The sequence below is a fragment of the Mesorhizobium ciceri biovar biserrulae WSM1271 genome, assembly GCF_000185905.1.
GTDB classification, from domain to species: Bacteria; Pseudomonadota; Alphaproteobacteria; order Rhizobiales; family Rhizobiaceae; genus Mesorhizobium; species Mesorhizobium ciceri.
In genome coordinates this window covers 5169315-5190960 of sequence record NC_014923.1, presented here as the reverse complement: position 1 = coordinate 5190960, position 21646 = coordinate 5169315, and the positions used below count along the sequence as shown (strand labels likewise).

Annotated in this window: 24 protein-coding genes; 19 read left to right on the top strand and 5 right to left on the bottom strand. The window is 62.8% G+C overall.

Annotation, left to right across the window (positions count from 1 at the left end; all coding sequences use genetic code 11):
* The first annotated feature begins 45 nt into the window (after positions 1-45).
* From MESCI_RS25265 to MESCI_RS25240, 6 genes are all read left to right on the top strand, one after another.
* Entirely contained in the window at positions 46-972 is a 927-nt protein-coding gene (locus tag MESCI_RS25265; RefSeq protein WP_013532793.1) for a histone deacetylase family protein, read from the top strand.
* Positions 973-975: 3 nt separating this feature from the next.
* Entirely contained in the window at positions 976-1227 is a 252-nt protein-coding gene (locus MESCI_RS25260; RefSeq protein ID WP_013532792.1) for an exodeoxyribonuclease VII small subunit, read from the top strand.
* Between the two features lie 110 nt (positions 1228-1337).
* On the top strand, positions 1338-1604 hold the full coding sequence (locus tag MESCI_RS25255) for a DUF2277 domain-containing protein (RefSeq protein ID WP_013532791.1): 267 nt from the start codon (positions 1338-1340) through the stop codon (positions 1602-1604).
* A gap of 39 nt (positions 1605-1643) precedes the next feature.
* Positions 1644-2564 carry a pirin family protein gene (locus MESCI_RS25250; protein ID WP_013532790.1) on the top strand — a complete coding sequence of 307 codons (921 nt, stop codon included), beginning with the start codon at positions 1644-1646 and terminating at the stop codon, positions 2562-2564.
* A gap of 142 nt (positions 2565-2706) precedes the next feature.
* Positions 2707-4620 (top strand): 1-deoxy-D-xylulose-5-phosphate synthase, encoded by a 1914-nt coding sequence (gene dxs / locus MESCI_RS25245; protein WP_013532789.1) that lies wholly within the window; start codon positions 2707-2709, stop codon positions 4618-4620.
* Positions 4621-4768: 148 nt separating this feature from the next.
* On the top strand, positions 4769-5131 hold the full coding sequence (locus MESCI_RS25240) for a hypothetical protein (protein ID WP_013532788.1): 363 nt from the start codon (positions 4769-4771) through the stop codon (positions 5129-5131).
* A 19-nt stretch (positions 5132-5150) separates the two neighbouring features.
* Here MESCI_RS25240 and MESCI_RS25235 read toward each other — a convergent pair whose 3' ends face one another.
* Together MESCI_RS25235 and MESCI_RS25230 are read right to left on the bottom strand one after the other, a co-directional pair.
* Complete coding sequence (locus MESCI_RS25235; RefSeq protein ID WP_013532787.1) at positions 5151-6302, bottom strand: GNAT family N-acetyltransferase; 1152 nt, start codon at positions 6300-6302, stop codon at positions 5151-5153.
* Positions 6299-7294 carry a sterol desaturase family protein gene (locus tag MESCI_RS25230; protein WP_024503607.1) on the bottom strand — a complete coding sequence of 332 codons (996 nt, stop codon included), beginning with the start codon at positions 7292-7294 and terminating at the stop codon, positions 6299-6301. Before MESCI_RS25230 ends, MESCI_RS25235 begins: the two co-directional genes overlap by 4 nt.
* Before the next feature lie 326 nt (positions 7295-7620).
* Here MESCI_RS25230 and MESCI_RS25225 point away from each other — a divergent pair, with 326 nt between their 5' ends.
* Positions 7621-8385, top strand: a complete 765-nt coding sequence (locus MESCI_RS25225; RefSeq protein WP_013532785.1) for a TlyA family RNA methyltransferase — start codon at positions 7621-7623, stop codon at positions 8383-8385.
* Entirely contained in the window at positions 8382-9623 is a 1242-nt protein-coding gene (locus MESCI_RS25220; RefSeq protein ID WP_013532784.1) for a class I SAM-dependent RNA methyltransferase, read from the top strand. The genes MESCI_RS25225 and MESCI_RS25220 overlap by 4 nt, the downstream gene beginning before the upstream one ends.
* 16 nt (positions 9624-9639) lie before the next feature.
* Here MESCI_RS25220 and MESCI_RS25215 read toward each other — a convergent pair whose 3' ends face one another.
* Positions 9640-10299, bottom strand: a complete 660-nt coding sequence (locus MESCI_RS25215) for a transglutaminase-like cysteine peptidase (protein ID WP_064995142.1) — start codon at positions 10297-10299, stop codon at positions 9640-9642.
* Positions 10300-10748: 449 nt separating this feature from the next.
* Here MESCI_RS25215 and MESCI_RS25210 point away from each other — a divergent pair, with 449 nt between their 5' ends.
* Positions 10749-10988, top strand: a complete 240-nt coding sequence (locus MESCI_RS25210; protein ID WP_164919960.1) for a hypothetical protein — start codon at positions 10749-10751, stop codon at positions 10986-10988.
* Between the two features lie 25 nt (positions 10989-11013).
* On the opposite strand, the gene tldD is transcribed toward MESCI_RS25210, so the two are convergent.
* Together tldD and MESCI_RS25200 are read right to left on the bottom strand one after the other, a co-directional pair.
* A complete protein-coding gene (gene tldD / locus MESCI_RS25205; protein ID WP_013532782.1) occupies positions 11014-12426 on the bottom strand; it encodes a metalloprotease TldD in 1413 nt (470 codons plus the stop codon).
* Positions 12427-12583: 157 nt separating this feature from the next.
* Positions 12584-13138, bottom strand: coding sequence for an invasion associated locus B family protein (locus MESCI_RS25200; protein ID WP_013532781.1), 555 nt, complete (start codon positions 13136-13138; stop codon positions 12584-12586).
* A gap of 376 nt (positions 13139-13514) precedes the next feature.
* On the opposite strand from MESCI_RS25200, the gene coxB reads away from it, so the two are divergent.
* From coxB to ispH, 10 genes are all read left to right on the top strand, one after another.
* A complete protein-coding gene (gene coxB / locus MESCI_RS25195; protein WP_013532780.1) occupies positions 13515-14414 on the top strand; it encodes a cytochrome c oxidase subunit II in 900 nt (299 codons plus the stop codon).
* Between the two features lie 38 nt (positions 14415-14452).
* Positions 14453-16105, top strand: a complete 1653-nt coding sequence (gene ctaD / locus MESCI_RS25190; RefSeq protein WP_013532779.1) for a cytochrome c oxidase subunit I — start codon at positions 14453-14455, stop codon at positions 16103-16105.
* Between the two features lie 75 nt (positions 16106-16180).
* On the top strand, positions 16181-17125 hold the full coding sequence (locus tag MESCI_RS25185; RefSeq protein WP_013532778.1) for a heme o synthase: 945 nt from the start codon (positions 16181-16183) through the stop codon (positions 17123-17125).
* A gap of 2 nt (positions 17126-17127) precedes the next feature.
* A complete protein-coding gene (locus MESCI_RS25180; protein WP_013532777.1) occupies positions 17128-17286 on the top strand; it encodes a hypothetical protein in 159 nt (52 codons plus the stop codon).
* A complete protein-coding gene (locus MESCI_RS25175) occupies positions 17286-17918 on the top strand; it encodes a cytochrome c oxidase assembly protein (RefSeq protein ID WP_013532776.1) in 633 nt (210 codons plus the stop codon). The genes MESCI_RS25180 and MESCI_RS25175 overlap by 1 nt, the downstream gene beginning before the upstream one ends.
* A 1-nt stretch (position 17919) precedes the next feature.
* The gene (locus MESCI_RS25170) at positions 17920-18801 is read left to right on the top strand and encodes a cytochrome c oxidase subunit 3 (RefSeq protein ID WP_013532775.1); all 882 of its coding nucleotides are present in this window, start codon (positions 17920-17922) and stop codon (positions 18799-18801) included.
* Positions 18802-18892: 91 nt separating this feature from the next.
* A complete protein-coding gene (locus MESCI_RS25165) occupies positions 18893-19384 on the top strand; it encodes a L,D-transpeptidase family protein (RefSeq protein WP_013532774.1) in 492 nt (163 codons plus the stop codon).
* Between the two features lie 21 nt (positions 19385-19405).
* Positions 19406-19792: a DUF983 domain-containing protein gene (locus tag MESCI_RS25160; protein ID WP_024503617.1), complete on the top strand. Its 387-nt coding sequence runs from the start codon at positions 19406-19408 to the stop codon at positions 19790-19792.
* On the top strand, positions 19789-20544 hold the full coding sequence (locus MESCI_RS25155; RefSeq protein WP_164766140.1) for an SURF1 family protein: 756 nt from the start codon (positions 19789-19791) through the stop codon (positions 20542-20544). The genes MESCI_RS25160 and MESCI_RS25155 overlap by 4 nt, the downstream gene beginning before the upstream one ends.
* An 88-nt stretch (positions 20545-20632) precedes the next feature.
* Complete coding sequence (gene ispH, locus MESCI_RS25150) at positions 20633-21643, top strand: 4-hydroxy-3-methylbut-2-enyl diphosphate reductase (RefSeq protein ID WP_013532771.1); 1011 nt, start codon at positions 20633-20635, stop codon at positions 21641-21643.
* The last annotated feature ends 3 nt before the right edge of the window (positions 21644-21646 follow it).

The window sequence follows — 21646 nt, the reverse complement described above, 5'->3', positions numbered from 1 at the left end:
CGCCCGTGCATGGCCTTTGTCGATCCGGGTCACTAGATTAGGACGATGACCACCCGTCTCTACACGCATCCGATCTTCCTCGAGCATCTCACGCCGCCCGGACATCCCGAGCGGCCCGACCGCTTGCGCGCCATCGAGCGCGTGCTCGATGAGGAAGCCTTTGCCGGGCTCGAACGTATCCAGGCGCCGGAAGGCGACGAGGCCACCATCCTCTACGCGCATCCCGCCGATTTCGTCGCCCGCGTGCGCGCCGCCATTCCCGACGAGGGCATTGCCCGCATCGATGCCGACACCACTGCCAGTCCGAAGAGCTGGCAAGCGGCGATCACTGCGATCGGCGCCGCCAACGCTGCCGTCGATGATGTCTTTTCGGGCCGCGCCGACAACGTCTTTGTCGCCGCCCGGCCGCCCGGCCATCATGCCGAAAAGACCACGGCCATGGGCTTCTGCCTGTTCAATACGGCGGCGATCGCGGCGCGTTATGCGCAGAAGAAACACGGTGTCGAGCGCGTTGCCATCGTCGACTGGGACGTGCATCACGGCAATGGCACGCAGGATATTTTCTGGGACGATCCCTCGGTGCTCTATTGCTCGACACACCAGATGCCGCTTTATCCCGGCACCGGAGCGAAGACCGAAACGGGCGCCGGCAATATCGTCAACGCACCGCTGGCGCCGCAGACCGGCAGCGAAGTGTTTCGCGATGCCTTCCTGTCGCGCGTCCTGCCCGCGCTCGACAATTTCGCGCCCGACCTGATCATCATTTCGGCCGGGTTCGACGCGCACCACCGCGATCCGCTGGCCGAGATCAATCTGACCGAGGATGATTTCGACTGGGCGACCGGCCAGTTGATGCAGCGCGCGGCACGCCACAGCGGCAACCGGCTCGTCAGCCTGCTCGAGGGCGGCTACGATCTGCAGGGATTGGCATTTTCGGTCGCCGCCCATGTCGGGCGACTGATGAAAGGATGAATGATGGCTGGTGAGACCAACGAAGACGTCAAGGCGATGAGCTTCGAGCAGGCACTCGATGCGCTGGAGAAGATCGTCGATGATCTGGAGCGTGGCGACGTGCCGCTCGACCAGTCGATCAGGATCTATGAACGTGGCGAGGCGCTGAAGGCGCATTGCGACCGGCTGCTGAAGGCCGCCGAGGACAAGGTCGAGAAGATCAGGCTGTCGCGCGACGGCAAGCCGGTTGGAACGGAGCCGCTCGACGCGGATTGAGGCCGGTCCGAACGATGGCCTCGCCTCACCGGTTTTTGGACATGATCATGATCGAGGCTATAACTCGTTGCGATTGAAACAGCTCAAGGACAAGAGGAGATACGGAAGCGATGTGCAGAAACATCAAGACCCTGTTCAATTTTGATCCGCCGGCAACCAATGACGAGGTGCGCGACGCGGCCCTTCAGTTCGTCCGCAAGCTGAGCGGAACGACGCGACCCTCGAAGCAGAACCAGCACGCCTTCGATCATGCCGTCGACGCCATCGCGGCCTCGGCGCGCGAACTGCTCGATTCCCTGGAAACCCATCAGCATCCGCGCAATCGCGAAGAGGTGGCGGCCAAGCTGCGGGCAAAGGCGGCCATCCGCTTTGCCTGATGCGGCCAGGCGGCCTTCGACCACCGACAAGGAGAGTCCATGAGCTTCTTCCCCGGGAAAGACCCTGAGGTGGGCGATGCGTTCGCCAGCGATCAGATCGAATTGATGGTCGTTCCGAACGCCAAGGACATCGGTGGTTTTCAGGTGCGCCGTGCCCTGCCAACGGCAAAAAGGCGGTTGGTCGGTCCGTTCATCTTCTTCGACCGCATGGGTCCCGCGATCCTGCGGGCCGGCCAGGCGCTGGACGTCCGTCCGCATCCGCATATCGGACTGTCGACGGTCACCTATCTGTTCGACGGCAAGATCCGGCACCGCGACTCCCTCGGCACCGAAATGGTCATTCAGCCCGGCGACGTGAATTTGATGACCGCCGGCCGCGGCATCGTCCATTCGGAGCGTACGCCGGAGGAACTGCGTGGCGCGCCGATGTCGGTATCCGGCCTGCAGACATGGCTGGCGCTGCCGGACGACAAGGAAGAGGTGGCTCCTGTGTTCGAGAACACAGGAGCGCTCAGGCTTCCCGAGATTGATGCCGAAGGCGTCAACGGGCGCCTCATCATCGGCGATTTCCAAGGATTACGGTCCCCGGTCAGGGCCGATTCGGAGACGCTCTACGCCGACCTGCGCCTGGCGCCCGGCGCCAGCGTGAAAATCCCTGCCGATGCGGAAGAGCGCGCCATTTACACGCTGGAAGGCGAGGTCTCGATTTCGGGCGATGTGTTCCCAGCCGAACGGCTGCTGGTGTTCCGTCCCGGTGACGAGATCGTCGTGTCGTCGCAGACCGGGGCGCATTTCATGCTGTTCGGCGGCGCCTCTCTTGGTTCGAAGCGTTACATCTGGTGGAATTTCGTCTCGTCGTCGAAAGAGCGTATCGAACAGGCGAAAGAGGAATGGAAGACAGGCCGCTTCGACATCGTTCCAGGAGACGAGGAAGAGTTCATTCCGCTGCCGGAAAGCTGATGCCTGTCGCCCAAAGTGGCCCGGTTTTGGGGAAACGACCTGCATAGAAGCAAAAGACCACAGTCTGATCCGCGTCACTGACACGCATTTACTTTCGCCGGCCGGCGGCCTATTTCGCCCATCAACCGAAAGCCTGAGCACCGTGAACGCAACGCCGCATACGCCGCTTCTCGACAAGGCCCGCATCCCGGCCGACCTGCGCATGCTTGCCGAGAGTGAGCTGCCGCAACTGGCGTCCGAGCTTCGCGCCGAGCTGGTCGACGCGGTATCCCGCACGGGTGGTCATCTGGGCGCCGGCCTTGGCGTGGTCGAGCTGACGGTGGCGCTGCACTATGTCTTCAACACCCCGGACGACCGGCTGATCTGGGATGTCGGCCACCAGGCCTATCCGCACAAGATCCTGACCGGCCGCCGCGACCGTATCCGCACGCTGCGCCAGGAAGGCGGCCTATCCGGCTTCACCCGCCGCGCCGAGAGCGAGTACGATCCATTCGGCGCTGCCCACTCCTCGACATCGATATCGGCCGGCCTCGGCATGGCCGCGGCCCGCGATCTCTCCGGCGGCCGCAACAATGTCATCGCCGTCATCGGCGACGGCGCCATGTCTGCCGGCATGGCCTACGAGGCGATGAACAATGCCGGCGCACTCGATGCACGACTGATCGTCATTCTCAACGACAACGACATGTCGATCGCGCCGCCAACCGGCGCCATGAGCGCCTATCTGGCGCGGCTGGCCTCCGGCAAGGCCTATATCGGCCTGCGCGATTTCGGCAAAAAACTGACGTCTTATCTCGGCAAGCGCGCGGATCGTGCGATCACAAGGGCGGTCGAGCATGCACGTGGCTACGTCACCGGCGGCACGCTGTTCGAGGAACTCGGCTTCTATCACATCGGCCCGATCGACGGCCACAATCTGGAACATCTGATCCCGGTCCTGAAAAATGTCCGAGACAATGGCGAAGGCCCGGTGCTCATCCATGTCGTCACCCAGAAGGGCAAGGGCTATGCGCCGGCGGAAGCCGCCGCCGACAAATATCACGGCGTCAACAAGTTCGACGTCATCACCGGCGCGCAGGCCAAGGCGCCGGCCAACGCACCGGCCTACACCAAGGTGTTCGCCGAAAGCCTGGTCCAGGAGGGCCGCGAGGACGACCGCATCGTCGCCGTCACCGCAGCCATGCCGAGCGGTACCGGCCTCGACCTGTTCGGCGAAGCGTTCCCGTCGAGGACCTTCGATGTCGGCATCGCCGAACAGCACGCGGTGACCTTCGCCGCCGGCCTCGCCACCGAAGGCTACAAGCCGTTCGCGGCCATCTATTCCACCTTCCTGCAGCGCGCCTACGACCAGGTCGTCCACGACGTCGCCATCCAGAAATTACCGGTGCGCTTTCCCATCGACCGCGCCGGCTTCGTCGGCGCCGATGGCGCCACCCATTGCGGCGCCTTCGACACCACCTTCCTGGCGACACTGCCGGGCTTCGTGGTGATGGCGGCGGCCGACGAGGCGGAGCTGCGCCACATGGTACGCACCGCGGCAAGCTATGATGACGGCCCGATCGCCTTTCGCTATCCGCGCGGCAATGGCGTTGGCGTCGACATGCCGGAGCGTGGCTCCGTGCTCGAAATCGGCAAGGGCCGCATCGTCAGGGAGGGCACCAAGGTAGCATTGCTGTCCTTCGGCACACGGCTGCAGGATTGCCTGATCGCCGCCGAGGAGCTAGGGGCTGCCGGGCTTTCCACCACGGTCGCCGACGCCCGTTTCGCCAAGCCGCTCGACGAGGATCTGATCCGGCGGCTGGCCCGCTCGCATGAGGTTCTGGTGACGGTGGAGGAGGGCGCCGTCGGCGGCTTCGCCAGCCATGTGCTGCAGTTCCTCGCCCATGAAGGCCTGCTGGAAAGCGGCCTGAAGGTGCGCCCGCTGGTGCTGCCCGACGCGTTCACCGACCACGCCAAGCCGGAAAAGATGTATGCCGATGCCGGGCTCGATGCTGCCGGCATCGTGCGCACCGTGTTCGTCGCGCTCGGGCATACGGTTCGCGCCCAGCGCGCCTGAATCAAAGTCTCAGTGACTTGAATCAGTTTGCCGGCCAACGTTCTTAACGCGTTGTTTACGCTGCCGTTTGGCGCTTTGCTTACCGTGTCTCTTGGCCGTTTTTCAACGGCGCCCTGCTAGATCGTGATCAGGCAGGGAGACAGCAACAATGAAAACGCTTCTGTACGGCGCAGCGCTTTGCGCCGTCATCGTCGCGCCGGCCACAGCCGAAACGCGCTATGATCGCAGCCTCGAAAAGGCGGCCATGGGCATCGTCGCCGGCAAGATGGGCGGCATCCGCGGCGGCTTTTCCTTCAAGCAGGTGCCGCAACTGGTGGTTCTGCCGGCCCCCGTTCCCGCACCTGCGGTTGCCATCGAGCCTTCACGCGAGCAAGCGTCGGGAGGGCGTGCGGATGGGTTGTCTCCGGCCGTCGAGCGCCCGGTTTCGCGAAGCGTATTCTGCGCTAGAGACCAGCAAGCCCTGATCGGGATTGCCCGATCGTTTCATCGTGCTTTGCCGCTGTGCGGGTGATCTAAAGGCGTCGGCACTGCTACTCCGCCGCCACCAGCTCCGCTTGCTGCGCCGGTTTCTCGGGGCGCCAGGATTGCGCCGCGTGGCGGGCGCGGTCTGCCAGGGCGGCAAGGCGTCCGCGCAGGTTTCGTCCACCCACCACTGACGACAAGATCACCGAATGCGTCGCAAAGCGGCGCTTGAAATCCTCGCCGCCGCAGAGAAAATCGATCGTGGTCAAGCCCCTGTCGAACGACCACTGGATGTAATCCATCATCAAGACCATGCCCGGCGAGGCCCGTTCGAAGGCCGGATCATAGGTGGTGACGAAAGCCATCATCGTTCCATGCTGCTCGAAATTGATCGATATGGCGATGATCTCGTCTTCGCGTTCGAGCACGAAAATGCGCAGCAACCCAAGCCCGGCCAGAACCGAGATCAGTGCCGGCAGCGCGGGGGAACCTTCGTCGAACAGGTCCGAGACGCGGCCGTGTTTTGCGAGCCATAGCCGTTTCAGCGCGGCGACGCGTTCCAGCACCGGCTCGCGGGCTTCGTGCGCATCCATCAGGCGGAAACGCAGCGCGCCGCCTTCCTCCATGAATTTGTAACCACGGCGATAGTTTTGCCGGGTTTTCTTCGACTGGCTTTCAAACCATTGTGCGCCGCGTTGTCCGGCGCTGGAAACTCGGTAGCTGACCTCGCTGCGGTGGCTCGGCTGCAAAATGCTGCCCTGGCCTGGGGCGGCGGGACCAAGCAGGGTCCGGAATCGAGCATCGGGCAACAGCCGATTGAGATACGCAAGATCGAAGCCGCCATCGTCGAGGATATGTTGCCAGAGTTGCGGCAGGATCTGTGGCTCTGCATCGGGAGCAAGCAGGACATCTCCATAGTCGCAGTGATCCTTCGCCGCCCATTCCAGCATACGGATGCCCGAGCGCCAGAAGGTCGCGAGCGCAATGACCGCCTCGAGGCGCTCGCCGCTCCAGACCAGGCCGATCCTGAGGCCGCGGCGGTCCTGATGCGGTGTGGTGTGCCACCAGGCCGAGATCCAGTCGGGATGCTGGAAAACGAGGCCGCCGGCGCGTTGCCAGAGCGCTGCCCAGGCGGGCGCGATTTCTGCCAGTCGCTCTGGCGAGGTTGCAATTTCGATCCGGTGCGCTTGCTGCATCCGGAACACGGCCGGTCCGTTCATGGCTTGCCCCCCTGCGGCGATTGCTGTGGCTCGGGCTTGTCGGCGCGGAAATGTCTGGCGATCTGCCGCCACATCCGCTGCAGCGGCATGACATAGAGGCCTGCGAGCGACTGGTAGTCGCGCACGTTGCGTTCGATCAAACCGAACTTGAAGTCCTCGTCGGGTCTCGGAACGCACAGAGTTCCGAAGAGCCGATCCCAGAACGAGAAGAGCAGCCCGAAGTTCTTGTCGTAATGGCGCGGGTCGGTGCTGTGGTGCAACTGATGCCAGTGTGGGCACAGGATCAGATTGTTCAACGGCCCAAACGAGATCTTGAAATGCGTGTGCCTGACGAAATCCATCATCAGGATGTTGCGTATGATGTAGACGTTGACGCCGAAGACCGTCAGTTCAACCAGGTTCAGCGACACCAGCGACCAGATGCCGAAGCAGATGCCGGGAATGACGCCGTCCCAGGCCCGGTTCATCAATTCGTCGAGCGGGTGGACGCGATCCTTGGTGATGCCGACCATCACCTCGGCCGAATGGTGCACCTTGTGCAGTTCCCAGAGCACCGGGTAGCGGTGCTGGGCGACATGATAGAGATAGTACGAAATGTCGTAGGCAAGCAGCATGGTGAGGGTGAAGATCGTCACCGTCACAGGCCCCGCCGGCCCCTCGATCAGAGGCGGCTGGATTGCCAGCAGCGTGGAGAGCAACCAGTTCGTCGCATAGCCGACGGCGCTGACGAAGACGACGCCGGCGGGCAGCATGAGGAATGGCATCAGCGCCTTCCGCGTCACCCAGAACAAAAGGTCGGCTTTCGCCGAAGGATGCGTGATGACCTCATGCGGGACCGCGAACTCGAAGAATTCTTTCCAGCTCTTTTTCTCGACCGTGCGCCAGTAGGCGACCAGGGCACTGACCAAAGCAGTCAGCAACAGAAGTCCGGTCGCCAGCAGGCCGGCGCCGGAAATCCGGTCAAGAACCTTGTAGACGATGTCGCTAGCCATTTCCAAAGTTGCCGCCTCTTCATCCGGGTTTTCCGGTCGTCGCGGTCATAACATTGAAGTCCTCAAGCAAATGCGATGAAAATTGGTTAAGAAATCATGAGGCTTTCTAGGTTTTTGGTATTTATCCGCAGTCGGTGAGACCTCATGCTTCGGCGGTCATCCGTCTCAACGGGCGTAACGCATGGGTATTCATAAGGATGGTCGGCGGGACGGGACGCCTCACCATCGTCGCCGTGCAAGATGCTGAGCGTGATGATGGGAACGGGAGACGAAATGCTTCCAGCTGGCGCTCTTGCCATCGTCGTCGGCTTTCGCCATGAAGGCCGATGAATTCGCCTCTGCCAGCCAGCGCACGCCAGCGGCTCGACGACCTGCTCGTCCAGCGCGGGCTGTTTGCCAGCCGCTCACGTGCCCGCGATGCGGTCGAGCGCGGCACTGTGACCGTCGACGGCGTCATTGCGCGCAAGCCCGGCCAGAGCGTTTTGCCGCAATGTCACGTTGCCATCGATGATCCGGCGCAAGGCTATGTGTCGCGCGCGGCACTCAAGCTGATCGGCGGGCTCGATCATTTCGGCCTCGATCCTGCCGGCCGTGAAGCGCTCGACATCGGCGCCTCGACCGGCGGCTTCACCCAGGTGTTGCTCGAGCGCGGCGTGGCCCATGTCACCGCCGTCGATGTCGGGCATGGCCAGATGCATCCTGATATCGGCGGCGACCCGCGTGTGACGGTGATCGAAGGGCTGAACGCCCGCGACCTCGCCGTCACCGATCTCGGCGGGCGTATTCCGGATTTCATCGTCTCCGACGTCAGCTTCATCTCGCTGAAACTGGCGCTGCCGCCGGCCCTTGGTCTGGCCAAGGCTGGCGCAAAGGCCATGTTTCTGGTCAAGCCGCAATTCGAGGCCGGCAGGGAAGCGATCGGCAAGGGTGGTCTGTTGAAGGATCCCTTCGACGCCGCCCGTGTCGCCGGCCTGCTGCAGGATTGGCTGGACTCCGTTCCCGGCTGGCGCTCGCTGGGGCTGCATCTGTCGCCGATCGATGGCGGCGACGGCAATCGCGAATTCCTGCTCGGTGGGATCAAGGACCGATGAGCGCGCGCTTCAGCATCAGGAAACTTGGCGCCCAGGGCGACGGTGTCGCCGAGACCGAGACAGGCGATCTGTTCATTCCCTTCACACTGCCCGGTGAAACGGTCACCGCCGCGCGCGAACGGGATCGCGCCATGCTGATGGCGGTGCTGGAAGCATCGCCGCTGCGCATCGATCCCGCCTGCCGCCACTTCACCGAATGCGGCGGTTGCGCGCTCCAGCATTTCGAAGCCGAAGCCTATCGCCAGTGGAAGCGCGAAAAAGTGGCGCACATCCTGAAGGGCAAGGGCATCGATTGCGAGATCGGTGACCTGGTCGCCTGCGCACCGCAGACGCGCCGCCGTGTCGTGCTTGCCGCCCGGCGCACCGAGACAGGCATGCTGCTCGGCTTCCATCGCCATCTGTCGCCGGAGATCGTCGCCATATCGGAATGCCCGATCTCGCTGCCGGAGATCGTTGCCGCCCTCGATCGCTTGAAGGCGCTCGCCGAATTGGTCTGCGCAACCACCAAATCGTTCCGGCTGGCGGTCACCGTGACCGGTTCGGGGCTTGATGTCGCGGTTCACGAATCCGGCAAGCTCGGGGAGCACCAGCGCCGGATCGCGGCTAACTTCGTCATGGCGCAGGGCTTTGCCAGGCTGTCCATCGATGACGAAATCATCATCGAGCCGAAAAAGCCGGTGGTCATGTTCGGCAGCGTCGCTGTCGCCTTGCCCCCGGGCGCGTTCCTGCAGGCAACCGAGGCCGCCGAACAGGCGATGGCCGACATCGTCGGCGGACATCTGAAGCGTGCCAAGAAGGTGGCGGATCTTTTCGCCGGTTGCGGTAGCTTTGCTCTGCGCCTGGCCGCGAAGTCGGAAGTCCATGCGGTGGAAGGCGATGCGGCAGCGCTTTCAGCGCTCGACCGTGGATCGCGCTTCGCCACCGGCTTGAAGCGGGTGACGGGCGAACGCCGCGACCTGTTCCGCCGGCCGCTGACGTTCAAGGAGTTGAATGCGTTCGACGGTGTGGTGTTCGACCCGCCGCGCGCCGGCGCCGAGGACCAGTCGAAGCAGATCGCCCGCTCGGATGTTCCCTACGTTGCTGCGGTGTCCTGCAATCCGGTGACGCTGGCTCGCGACCTGCGCATCCTCATCGACGGCGGCTACGCCTTGAAGAGCGTGACGCCGATCGACCAGTTCCTGTGGTCGCCGCATGTCGAAGCGGTGGCACTGCTGGAGAAGCCGAAGAAGCGGCGATAGCCTGGAGGCTTCGGCCCTACGAACTTGGCGACAGTCGTTTCGACGTGCCGCCGCGTTGGTTGATCGACACCCAGGTGTTTGGGTTCTGCTGCGACTGGCGTTTCACGAAGTAATAGCCCGTCGCGTTCCAGGGCCTGATCTCATTGACCAGATTGTCCAGGACAAGATCGCCCTTGTCGGTTTTCACCGTCAGAATGGTGTGGCCTTCATTGTCCAGGTCGCGCACCACGGTCATCAGCAACGCTTGCCGGGGGAATCCCGCTGCCAGAAGAAGCTTGCGCTTGTAGAGCGCGTAGATCTTGCAGTCGCCCTTGCCGTCTACCGGATAGTCCCAGTGATCCGCCATTGTACCCCAGTGATCGAAATTGCTGACGGGTTTGATGGCGCTGTTCGCCTTGTGATTTATCCGCTTGAGGATGCGTAGGTTCTGCGCGGTCAGCTTGATATTCGCGGCCGGCAGAGCGGGCACCTTGCACTCCTTTGGCCGGCGATGGCAGAAATCGACCCAACCGTAGGGGACGCTGGTGCTTCCACCAACTGCGGCAGATTGCGTCGATCGCGACTTGAACAATGTCGACTGTGCCGCCGCCGGACTGGCTTGCAACGATGTCGCGCCAATCAACGAAACGAAGCCAAGCAGGAAAGAGGAGGTCAGGACGCCGGGGAAATGCCGCATTGCCAACACCACCGCAACCAGAAGGCCGGCACTGCGTTCGTGCGGAAACGGCAGCCCAGGCAGTTAAACACCTAACAATTTCCTAATGCCGATTGTGTTCACTTCAAGGTGCAGCCGGGAATTCAAATTGGAAAACGCAAGCATCAGCCGGCGCATTCGGTCTGACTCGATCATCGGGGCGCCAGCGACGGACCTTTGTCATGCGTCCTGCAAGCTGTCATATCCCGCCGTCTCTGCAGCCTTGAGGAAATTACGATCAAAGGTTGCAAAGCCAGCGCAATGAGCTGATTTCCCAGATGCAGAGCATCTGCGAAATCCATTCCCTTCTTCGCGAGGTCGAGTGCGGACGACACCACCGCGCTGTCCGCGACCTCTACTGTTGGGAGCCCGCCAAATGTCCGCAGCGCGATGTCAGGCGCCGCATAACCGTAAGCGCCGGCGCAGCTCTCATGATGGCGCTCTCGGGTGCGCTCGTCGCCTGGATTTTGCGAAAGATCGCTCGAACCGGGCTATTGCCGTCCTATGCACTTGACATCGCGGCCATGACGTTTGTCGCAGCTGCGCTGTATGTCTCCGGCCACGACGGGACCGTCGACTACCTGAGTGCTTGGCTCAAATATGCGATCGGTGGCGTCATCGCCTTCCTGATTCTCTACACGACTTCGCGCCGGTCTATCGGCAAGGCATAACGGCCCGGCCATCGGGGCCGTTCGCTCAGACCCGCGTGCCGCCCACCGTCATCTGGTTCATGCGCAGATGCGGCTGGCCGACGCCGACCGGCACGCCCTGTCCGGCCTTGCCGCACATGCCGATGCCGGTGTCGAGCTTCATGTCGTTGCCGATCATCGAGACGCGATGCATGGCGTCCGGACCGTTGCCTATCAGCATCGCGCCCTTGATCGGCTGCGTCACCTTGCCGTTCTCGATCAGGTAGGCCTCGGTGCAGCCGAACACGAATTTGCCCGAGGTGATGTCGACCTGGCCGCCACCGAAGGAGACGGCATAGATGCCGTTCTTGACCGAGGCGATGATTTCGTCCGGCTCCATGTCGCCCGCCGTCATATAGGTGTTGGTCATGCGCGGCATCGGCTGGTGTGCGTAGCCTTCGCGGCGGCCGTTGCCGGTTGCCTTCATGCCCATCAGCCGGGCGTTTTGGCGATCCTGCATGTAGCCGACCAGCTTGCCGTCCTCGATCAGCACATTGCGGGCCGAAGGCGTGCCTTCGTCGTCGACTGTCAGCGAGCCGCGCCGCTCGGGCATCGTGCCGTCGTCGACGACGGTCACCCCCTTGGCGGCGACCTGCTGGCCGAGCAGTCCGGCGAAGGCCGAGGTCTTCTTGCGGTTGAAATCGCCTTCCAGCCCATGGCCGACGGCCTCGTGCAGCATGACGCCCGGCCAGCCGCTGGACAAGACGATGTCGAAAGTGCCGGCCGGCGCCGGTATCGCCTCGAGATTGACCAGGGCTTGCCTGAGCGCCTCCTTGGCGGCGTGCTTCCAACTGTCCTCGACCAGGAATTCGCCAAACGCCTTGCGGCCGCCCATGCCGTAGGAGCCGCTCTCCTGGCGGTCGCCATTGCCCACAACGACGGAGACGTTGACGCGGACCAGCGGGCGGATGTCGCGCACCATTTGGCCGTCGGCGCGCACGATCTCGACATGCTGCCAGGATGCGGCGAGCGATGCCGAAACCTGCCGCACGCGTGGGTCCTCGGCGCGCAGCCAGGCGTCGATTTCCTGCAGGAGCTTTGCCTTGGCCTCGAAGGAGGGCGAGGGGATCGGGTTCTCTTCGCCATAGAGATGGCGGTTGGTGCGGGCGGGTGCGGCGGCAAGCGTGCCGGAATAGCCGCCCTTGACGGTCGAAACGGCATCGGCCGCGCGCAGCAGCGAAGCTTCGGAGAGATCGCTGGAATGGGCATAGCCGCTGGCTTCGCCGGCAACCGCGCGCAGGCCAAACCCTTGGTCGGTGTTGAAGTTGGCGGTCTTCAGCCGGCCATTGTCGAACATCAGCGCTTCGCTCTCGCTGTATTCGAGGAACAGCTCGCCGTCATCGGCGCCGTTGATGGTTTCGGCGACGATCTGCTTGATGCGATCGTCTGAAATGTCGAATTGGCCGATCAGGCTGTTCATGGCGCGTCCGTTCACAGGAGGAATGGGTCTTTGCCACGATGTAGGCGCGAAGGTGCGCCGAGACAATCGCTCAGCCGCATTGTGAAGACAAAAGCGGTTTGCCAGCAGACCGTCGACGTCACTTCTGGTTGATGAAGCCGGTGATGTCGCCGGGCTTTCAGGGGAGGGCGGCGAAGCCGTCGGCAAAACCCTTGAGGTCGACCGGGATGCCGATGCCTTCTTCCGGGGTCTGGAAGACAATGAAGGTGGCCGACGTGCCGGTCTTCAGCGTGTCGAGAAGCGGCTTTTCGAGGATAACCTCGGCATAGCAGCCGTCCTGGAAACAGCGCACGAAATAGGCGCGACCGATGTCCTTGCCGTCGACATTGAGGCCAAGCCCGTTGGGCAAAAGCACGCCGAGCGGCGCCAGCACGCGCAGGATCTCCGCCTTGTTGTCGGCGGTGCGCAGCACGACGACCGACAGTCCCATCTCCGGACGGTCCTCGGCGACGACGTTCTGCATCATCACGCATTGTTCCGAGGTGGCACCGGCCGGCGTGTCGCAGATGATCGACCATGCGCCATGCGTCGAGCGAACGGTACCGCTCGGTTGCGCGGCGTTCGCCGTGCCGGACACGATCGCGGACAAGCCGATGCCAGACAGGGCGGCGAAAAAGATGACCTTCGCCCAGTTTCTCGAAAACCGAGAGTTTCTCGAAAGCCAGTAATTCATGACGGCTCCATTGCGAATCACGGCACTTTAAGCCGCGCCAAAGCCAAGTAAAGGACGAGACCGCACCAGGTCTGCCCCGAAAAAGCCAATACGGCGCTTTTCCCTGCCAATTTCGCCCGAATTGCGACGTTCGGCACGTGCGCGCCGCGGGAATGCCGCTGTGGGTTCAATGTAGGCGATTCGGGGCTGCCGCGGCTGCCTCCAAAGGCACATCCGGGCTTGCGCGCAAAAATGCCGCACGGTTTCGTCCGCTCCTTTCTTGCGGAGGGAAAAAGAGTATGGTTTGAACCAGCTTGAAACTGTCGGGATTCCCGTCCCGGCATTGTTCGTTATTCTCGTGGGTACCACAGCGAGGAACTGGGAGACGATGAGGGCGATGAGAAATTTCCTGGCAAACGCCAAGGTTCCAGCAAGTGCCAAGTTTCTAAGTGCTTGTGCCGCTATCACGTTTTTCGCCGGCGCATCCGCCCATGCCGACCAGCCCAAGAACTGGGAGACAACCTTCCAGGCGCCGGCGACCGACATGATGCGGCAGATCGAGTGGTTCGGGAACTACACGATGTGGTTCATCGTCCCGATCACCATCCTGGTGCTGATTCTTCTCGCCTATTGCATCATCAGATTCCGCGCGAGCGCCAACCCGGTTCCGTCCAAGACCAGCCACAACACGTGGATCGAGTTGATCTGGACGATCGGACCTGTCGTCATCCTGCTCCTCATCGCTATCCCCTCGTTCCAGTTGCTGACCGCGCAATACACGCCGCCGGAAGAAGCAAAGCTGACCGTCAAGGCGACCGGCAACCAGTGGAACTGGGACTACGAGTACCAGACCGACAACACGCTCTCTTTCAACTCCGCGATCCTCCAGGACGCCGAACGCGCCGCTGCCGGCAAGGAGGACCGCAAGGTCTACCCGCGCCTGCTGGCCGTCGACAACGAGCTGGTCGTGCCGGTCAACACCATGACCCGCGTGCTCGTCACCGCGACCGACGTGATCCACTCCTTCGCCATGCCGTCGTTCGGCATCAAGATCGACGCCGTTCCGGGTCGCACCAACGAGACCTGGTTCAAGGCGGAGAAGGAAGGTATTTTTTACGGCCAGTGCTCGCAGCTCTGCGGCAAGGACCATGCCTTCATGCCGATCGCCATCCGCGTCGTCTCCGATGCGCAGTTCAAGACCTGGCTGGCGGCAGCCAAGACCGATCTGCCCGGCGCCAACAAGACGCTGATGGCCGAGGTCGACGGCCAGAACAAGGTAGCGGCCGCCGGCAACTGATGCCGCGGGTTAGCAAGATTTAGGGAACGGAGCGGAACATGGCAGACGCTGCAGCTCACGACGGGCACGACCACAAGCCTTATCACGGCTGGGTGCGCTGGGTTTATTCGACCAACCACAAGGACATCGGCACGCTCTACCTGATCTTCGCGATCATGGCCGGCATCATCGGCGGCGCCTTGTCGGTCGCCATCCGCATGGAGCTGCAGGAGCCTGGCATCCAGATCTTCAGCGGTCTGGCGCAGATGGTCTACGGCATGAACGGTGACGCCGCGATCGACGGCGGCAAGAGCATGTACAATGCCTTCGCCACCGCGCACGCCCTGATCATGATCTTCTTCATGGTCATGCCGGCGCTGATCGGCGGTTTCGCCAACTGGATGGTCCCGATCATGATCGGCGCGCCCGACATGGCGTTCCCGCGCATGAACAACATCTCCTTCTGGCTGCTGCCGCCGGCCTTCATCCTGCTGCTCACCTCGATGTTCATGCCGAGCGCACCGGGTGCCTATGGCGTCGGTGGCGGCTGGACGCTTTATCCGCCATTGTCGACTTCGGGCCAGCCCGGGCCGGCCATGGATCTGGCGATCCTGTCGATCCACATTGCCGGTGCCTCGTCGATCCTCGGCGCCATCAACTTCATCACCACCATCTTCAACATGCGCGCGCCTGGCATGACGCTGCACAAGATGCCGCTGTTTGCCTGGTCGGTGCTGATCACCGCCTTCCTGCTCCTGCTGTCATTGCCGGTTCTGGCCGGCGGCATCACCATGCTGCTCACCGACCGCAATTTCGGCACCACCTTCTTTGCGCCCGATGGCGGCGGCGACCCGATCCTGTTCCAGCACCTGTTCTGGTTCTTCGGTCACCCTGAAGTGTACATCCTGATCCTGCCGGGCTTCGGCATCATCAGCCACGTCATCTCGACCTTCTCGAGGAAGCCGGTGTTCGGTTACCTCGGCATGGCCTACGCCATGGTGGCGATCGGCGCCGTCGGCTTCATCGTCTGGGCGCACCACATGTACACGACCGGCCTGTCGCTCGACACGCAGCGCTACTTCGTCTTCGCCACCATGGTCATCGCGGTGCCGACAGGCGTGAAGATCTTCTCCTGGATCGCGACGATGTGGGGCGGGTCGATCTCGTTCAAGACGCCGATGCTGTGGGCGCTGGGCTTCATCTTCCTGTTCACAATCGGCGGCGTCACCGGCGTCCAGCTGGCCAATGCCGGCCTCGACCGCTCGCTGCATGACACCTATTTCGTCATCGCCCACTTCCACTACGTGCTGTCGCTGGGCGCGGTGTTCGCCATCTTCGCCGGCTGGTACTACTGGTTCCCGAAGATGACCGGCTACATGTATTCGCCCGTCATCGCCAACACCCACTTCTGGGTCACCTTCGTCGGCGTGAACCTGATCTTCTTCCCGCAGCACTTCCTCGGTCTCGCCGGCATGCCGCGCCGCACCATCGACTACCCCGATGCGTTTGCCGGCTGGAACTATGTGTCGTCCATCGGCTCGTATATCTCGGCCGTCGGCGTCCTGATCTTCCTCTATGGCGTGTTCGAGGCCTTCCAGAAGAAGCGGATCGCCGGCGCCAACCCATGGGGCGAGGGCGCAACGACGCTCGAATGGCAGCTGCCTTCGCCGCCGCCCTTCCACCAGTGGGAACAGCTGCCGAAGATCAAGTAAGGCGGCTGCCCGCTCGAATACGAAACCGCCGGTCCGCCGGCGGTTTTGGCCAACGGATGATGGACTTAAGTACGCATGGCCCTTGTCGACGACCCATTGATTGACGAAGCGGGCTTTCGCATGTCGGAAGCGACGGCGGGCGATTTCTTCGCGCTGCTGAAGCCGCGCGTCATGTCGCTGGTGGTGTTCACCGCCTTTGTCGGCCTGGTCGCCGCACCCGTGACCATCAACCCTCTGCTGGCGGTGATCGCCATTCTGGCTATTGCGATAGGTGCTGGCGCCTCCGGCGCGCTCAACATGTGGTACGATGCCGACATCGATGCCGTGATGACCAGGACCGCCAGCCGCCCGGTCCCGGCCGGTCGCATCCAGCCGCACGAAGCGCTGACCTTCGGGTTGGTGCTGTCGGTGCTGTCGGTGATGACGCTCGGCGTGCTGGTCAACTGGCTGGCGGCTACGCTGCTGGCCTTCACCATCTTCTTCTACGCCGTCGTCTACACGATGTGGCTGAAGCGCTGGACGCCGCAGAACATCGTCATCGGCGGGGCCGCCGGTGCCATTCCGCCCGTGATCGGCTGGGCCGCGGTGACCGGGACGGTCAGCCTCGAAAGCGTTGTCTTGTTCCTGATCATCTTCCTGTGGACGCCGCCGCATTTCTGGGCGCTGGCGCTGTTCAAGTCCGAGGACTATGCCAAGGCCGGCATTCCGATGATGCCCAACGTCGCCGGCCACGCTTCGACCCGCCGCCAGATCTTCGCCTATGCGCTGGTGCTGGCCCCGGTCGGCGTGCTGCCGTGGCTGCTCGGCTACACCACGCCGTTCTATGGCGTGGCCGCCCTGCTGCTCGGGATCGGTTTTGCCTGGTACGCGTGGAAAGTGCTTGGCATGGCCGACGATGACCGCGTCATGAAACCGGCCAAGGCCCTGTTCGCCTATTCGCTGCTTTATCTCTTCGCCATCTTCGCTGCCTATCTGGCCGACAGCGTTGTCGAACGCGCGCTTGCCATGGGTGGAGCATGACCATGATCGAGGAAAAGCTCGAGACCGTCACGTTGACCGAGCGTCAGAAGAAGGCGCAGCGCAGCCGTTCCATCGCCATCGGCGTGGCGCTGGCGCTGCTGGTGGTCATTTTCTACATCGCGACGATCGTGAAGTTCGGCCACAATCTGGGCACGATGTGATGAGCGTCGAGACGTCCAGGAAAGCGGCGGGCAAGAACAGCAACGTCATCGTCGCGGCTGTCTGCCTCGCCTTCTTCACCGGCATGATCGGCATGGCCTATGCCGCGGTGCCGCTCTACAAGATGTTTTGCCAGGCGACCGGCTATGGCGGCACGACGCAACGTGCCGAGAAGCAGTATGCCGGCCGCGTGCTCGACCGCGAGATCACCGTCCGCTTCGATGCCAACGTCGCCGGCGTGCCATGGGAGTTTCAGCCGGTCCAGCGCTCGATGACGATGAAGATCGGCGAGACCGTGCAGGCGCACTACCAGGCGACCAACAAGTTCGATCGTTCCGTGACCGGCCGCGCCACCTTCAACGTGCAGCCTGAACTGGCGGGCCCCTATTTCAACAAGGTCGAGTGCTTCTGCTTCACCGACACGACGCTGAAGCCCGGCGAGACGCTGGACATGCCGGTCCTGTTCTACGTGGACCCCGACATCGTCGATGTGCCGGAGCTCAAGGACGTGAAGACGATCACGCTGTCCTATACGATGTTCCCGGTCGAGAAGACCAAGCCGGTCGCCTCCTCGGCGCCGACCGATGGCAACAGCAAGACAATTTCGAATACCGAAGCAAATCTCGGGGGTTGATATGGCAGACGCGCACGCAAAACCACAGCATGACTATCATCTCGTCGACCCGAGCCCATGGCCTTTCCTAGGCTCGGTAGGGGCGCTCGTCATGGCCTTTGGCGGTGTCGCCCTGATGGAATATCTGAAGGGCGGGTCGTTCCCGGTCTTCGGCTTCAACATCGCCAATCCGTGGCTGTTCTTCATCGGCCTCGTGATCGTCCTCTACACCATGTTCGCCTGGTGGTCGGACACGATCAAGGAAGCGCATGAGGGTCATCATACGCGGGTCGTGTCGCTGCACCTGCGCTATGGCATGATCATGTTCATCGCCTCGGAGGTGATGTTCTTCGTTGCCTGGTTCTGGGCCTATTTCGATGCCAGCCTTTTTGCCGGTGAGGCACAGAACTACGCGCGCGCCACATTTACTGGTGGCGTCTGGCCGCCGAAGGGCATGGAGGTTCTCGATCCCTTCCATTTGCCGCTCTACAACACCGTCATCCTGCTGCTGTCGGGCACCACGGTGACCTGGGCGCACCATTCGCTTCTTCACGGCGACCGCAAGGGGCTGATCAACGGCCTGGTGCTGACCGTCGGCCTCGGCATGCTGTTCACCATGGTGCAGGCCTACGAATACATGCACGCTCCGTTCGCTTTCAAGGATTCCATCTATGGCGCCACCTTCTTCATGGCGACCGGCTTCCACGGTTTCCACGTCATCATCGGCACCATCTTCCTGTTGGTCTGCCTGATCCGGGCGATGAAGGGTGATTTCACCCCCAAGCAGCATTTCGGCTTCGAGGCGGCCGCCTGGTACTGGCACTTCGTCGACGTGGTCTGGCTGTTCCTGTTCGCCTCGATCTACGTCTGGGGATCGGTCGGCGCGGTGATCGAGGGCCACTGATCCAGGCCTGAGGGATTTTCATTTCTGGAGGCGGCCGCGGCAACGTGGCCGCCTTCTTCTTTTTGGCGCAATGATCGCTGATCGATAGCCAATGCGACTGACAATCTTCCGGGCTATTTGCGCATTGATGATCGGGGCACTCCCGGCCTTTGCCGGCGAGAAGGTGGGCCTGGTGCGTGTTCACAAGGCCGAACGCCGGCTGGAACTGATCGGCGACGGCAAGGTCCTGCGAAACTACGGCATCGCGCTCGGCGGCGATCCCGTCGGGCACAAGCACCAGGAGGGCGATCAACGCACGCCCGAGGGGAACTATGTCCTGGACTGGCGCAACCCGAACAGCATCGCGCATAAATCGATCCATATTTCGTACCCCAATGCCGACGATGAGGCCGCCGCCAAGGCGCGCAATGTCGGCGCGGGCGGCATGATCATGATCCACGGCCAGCCGAATGGTTATGGCTGGTGGGGCTGGCTGCTTCAATTGGTCGACTGGACCGACGGCTGCATTGCGGTTACGGACTCCGACATGGACGAAATCTGGGCGCTGGTGGCCGATGGCACACCGATCGAAATCGAGCGGTAAGCAATGAGCGACGACGCTCCTATGAGTGAAGACAGAGCGATCTGGCCGCCGATCGATCCGATCTCGGCCGGCCTGCATGGCCGCTGCCCGCGCTGCGGCGAGGGGCGGTTGTTCTCCGGCTTCCTCACTGTCGGCAAGCGCTGCGTCAATTGCGGCCTCGATTATTCCTACGCCGATGCCGGCGACGGGCCGGCGGTGTTCGTCATCCTGATCATAGGCTTCCTTATCGTCGGCCTGGCGCTCTGGGTTGAAGTCACGCTTAGCCCGCCGCTCTGGTTGCATCTGCTGGTCTGGATTCCGCTGGCTGTCGTGCTGTGCCTGGCGGCGCTGCGGCTGATCAAAGGCGTGCTGCTGACGCTGCAATACCGCAACAAGGCGGCCGAAGGCCGGTTGGATCGCGGCGAATGAGCGAGGCAACCGTTAAAGCCGATGGCCGATCGCGGCCTAGGACGGCATTGCTGCTCGCCCTAGGCCTTGTGCTGTTCCTGATCCTGCTGGCGCTCGGCACCTGGCAGGTGCAGCGCCTTTATTGGAAGGAAGGCCTTCTGCAGACCATCGACCAGCGCACTCATTCAGCGCCGCGGCCGCTGGCCGAGGTCGAGAAAGAATTCGCAGCCACCGGGGACGTCGATTATACGCCCGTCGCCGTCACCGGGACGTTCCTGCATCAAGGCGAACGGCATTTTTACGCGACCTGGGAGGGTGATGCCGGCTTCAATGTCTACACGCCGCTGGCGCTCGACGACGGCCGCTTCGTCCTGATCAATCGCGGCTTCGTGCCTTACGATCTGAAGGACGCCGCCAAGCGCGCCAAGGGACAGGTGACCGGCAGAGTGACGGTCACGGGGCTCGCTCGCAACCCCCTGCCAGCAAAGCCGTCGATGATGCTGCCCGACAACGATGTGGCGAAGAACATCTTCTACTGGAAGGACCGCGACGTCATGGCGGCGAGCGCGGGCCTGCCGGCTGGGTTCACGCTGGTGCCGATCTTCATCGACGCAGACAAGACGCCAAATCCAGGCGGATTGCCGGTTGGCGGCGTCACCATCATCGACCTGCCGAACAGCCATCTGCAATATGCCGTCACCTGGTACGGGCTTGCCGCCGCGCTCGCCGCCGTGCTCATCCTGCGGCTTCGCCGCCCCGCGAAAGAGGAATGAATGCGAGCGACGCCCCCTTTCTACCGATGCCCTTGACAGGGCAGGGGTGCGCACCTCATTTCGGCTTTGATCAACCGGCCCGGATTTAATGCTTCAGACAACCACCAAACCACCTCTGACGATCCGGCTCTGCCAGCCGCGCGGTTTTTGCGCCGGTGTCGACCGTGCCATCCAGATCGTCGTGCTGGCGCTGAAGAAATATGGCGCGCCGGTCTACGTCCGCCATGAAATCGTGCACAACCGCTACGTCGTCGAGGGGCTGCAAAGCCTTGGCGCCGTCTTCATCGAGGAACTCTCCGAGATCCCGGCCGAACATCGGCAGTCGCCCGTCGTGTTCTCGGCGCATGGCGTGCCGAAATCGGTGCCGGCGGATGCGAAGGCGCGCAATCTTTTCTATCTCGATGCCACTTGCCCGCTGGTGTCGAAGGTCCACAAGCAGGCGATGCGCCATCAGCGGCTCGGCCGTCATGTGCTGTTGATTGGTCACGCCGGACATCCCGAGGTGATCGGCACCATGGGCCAGCTCCCGGACGGAGCGGTGACCCTGATCGAAACCGAAGCCGATGCCGCAAAGCTCTCGCCCGTCGATCCGCAGGCGCTAGGCTTCGTCACCCAGACCACATTGTCGGTCGAGGACACCGCCGGCATCATCCGCGCCTTGCAGGATCGCTTTCCGGCGCTGCAGGCGCCAGCGGCGGAATCGATCTGCTATGCCACCACCAACCGCCAGGAAGCCGTCAAGGACACCGCGCCGGGCGCCGATCTCTACCTGATCGTCGGCGCGCCGAATTCATCCAATTCGCGACGACTTGTCGAAGTGGCGGAGCGTGCAGGCGCCACCATGTCGCTTCTCGTGCAGCGCGCCGCCGAGATTCCGTGGAATGACATCGGCAACATTTCGACGCTCGGCCTGTCGGCCGGCGCGTCGGCGCCCGAAATCATCGTCGACGAGATCATCGACGCGTTCCGGCAGCGCTTCGATGTCACGATCGATCTGGCCATCACGGCCACGGAAACGGAGGATTTTCCGGTCATGCGGGTACTGCGCGATGTCGAACTGACGCGGGCCGACATGGCCTTCGTCAATGGAGCCGCGTAAGGC

Excerpts from the sequence above, each read along its gene's own strand:
- MESCI_RS25265 (WP_013532793.1), top strand. The coding sequence starts at position 46 with ATGACCACCCGTCTCTACACGCATCCGATCTTCCTCGAGCATCTCACG.
- MESCI_RS25260 (WP_013532792.1), top strand. The coding sequence starts at position 976 with ATGGCTGGTGAGACCAACGAAGACGTCAAGGCGATGAGCTTCGAGCAG.
- MESCI_RS25255 (WP_013532791.1), top strand. The coding sequence starts at position 1,338 with ATGTGCAGAAACATCAAGACCCTGTTCAATTTTGATCCGCCGGCAACC.
- MESCI_RS25250 (WP_013532790.1), top strand. The coding sequence starts at position 1,644 with ATGAGCTTCTTCCCCGGGAAAGACCCTGAGGTGGGCGATGCGTTCGCC.
- MESCI_RS25240 (WP_013532788.1), top strand. The coding sequence starts at position 4,769 with ATGAAAACGCTTCTGTACGGCGCAGCGCTTTGCGCCGTCATCGTCGCG.
- MESCI_RS25235 (WP_013532787.1), bottom strand. The coding sequence starts at position 6,302 with ATGAACGGACCGGCCGTGTTCCGGATGCAGCAAGCGCACCGGATCGAA.
- MESCI_RS25230 (WP_024503607.1), bottom strand. The coding sequence starts at position 7,294 with ATGGCTAGCGACATCGTCTACAAGGTTCTTGACCGGATTTCCGGCGCC.
- MESCI_RS25225 (WP_013532785.1), top strand. The coding sequence starts at position 7,621 with ATGAATTCGCCTCTGCCAGCCAGCGCACGCCAGCGGCTCGACGACCTG.
- MESCI_RS25220 (WP_013532784.1), top strand. The coding sequence starts at position 8,382 with ATGAGCGCGCGCTTCAGCATCAGGAAACTTGGCGCCCAGGGCGACGGT.
- MESCI_RS25215 (WP_064995142.1), bottom strand. The coding sequence starts at position 10,299 with ATGCGGCATTTCCCCGGCGTCCTGACCTCCTCTTTCCTGCTTGGCTTC.
- MESCI_RS25210 (WP_164919960.1), top strand. The coding sequence starts at position 10,749 with ATGATGGCGCTCTCGGGTGCGCTCGTCGCCTGGATTTTGCGAAAGATC.
- tldD (WP_013532782.1), bottom strand. The coding sequence starts at position 12,426 with ATGAACAGCCTGATCGGCCAATTCGACATTTCAGACGATCGCATCAAG.
- MESCI_RS25200 (WP_013532781.1), bottom strand. The coding sequence starts at position 13,138 with ATGAATTACTGGCTTTCGAGAAACTCTCGGTTTTCGAGAAACTGGGCG.
- coxB (WP_013532780.1), top strand. The coding sequence starts at position 13,515 with ATGAGAAATTTCCTGGCAAACGCCAAGGTTCCAGCAAGTGCCAAGTTT.
- ctaD (WP_013532779.1), top strand. The coding sequence starts at position 14,453 with ATGGCAGACGCTGCAGCTCACGACGGGCACGACCACAAGCCTTATCAC.
- MESCI_RS25185 (WP_013532778.1), top strand. The coding sequence starts at position 16,181 with ATGGCCCTTGTCGACGACCCATTGATTGACGAAGCGGGCTTTCGCATG.
- MESCI_RS25180 (WP_013532777.1), top strand. The coding sequence starts at position 17,128 with ATGATCGAGGAAAAGCTCGAGACCGTCACGTTGACCGAGCGTCAGAAG.
- MESCI_RS25175 (WP_013532776.1), top strand. The coding sequence starts at position 17,286 with ATGAGCGTCGAGACGTCCAGGAAAGCGGCGGGCAAGAACAGCAACGTC.
- MESCI_RS25170 (WP_013532775.1), top strand. The coding sequence starts at position 17,920 with ATGGCAGACGCGCACGCAAAACCACAGCATGACTATCATCTCGTCGAC.
- MESCI_RS25165 (WP_013532774.1), top strand. The coding sequence starts at position 18,893 with ATGCGACTGACAATCTTCCGGGCTATTTGCGCATTGATGATCGGGGCA.
- MESCI_RS25160 (WP_024503617.1), top strand. The coding sequence starts at position 19,406 with ATGAGTGAAGACAGAGCGATCTGGCCGCCGATCGATCCGATCTCGGCC.
- MESCI_RS25155 (WP_164766140.1), top strand. The coding sequence starts at position 19,789 with ATGAGCGAGGCAACCGTTAAAGCCGATGGCCGATCGCGGCCTAGGACG.
- ispH (WP_013532771.1), top strand. The coding sequence starts at position 20,633 with ATGCTTCAGACAACCACCAAACCACCTCTGACGATCCGGCTCTGCCAG.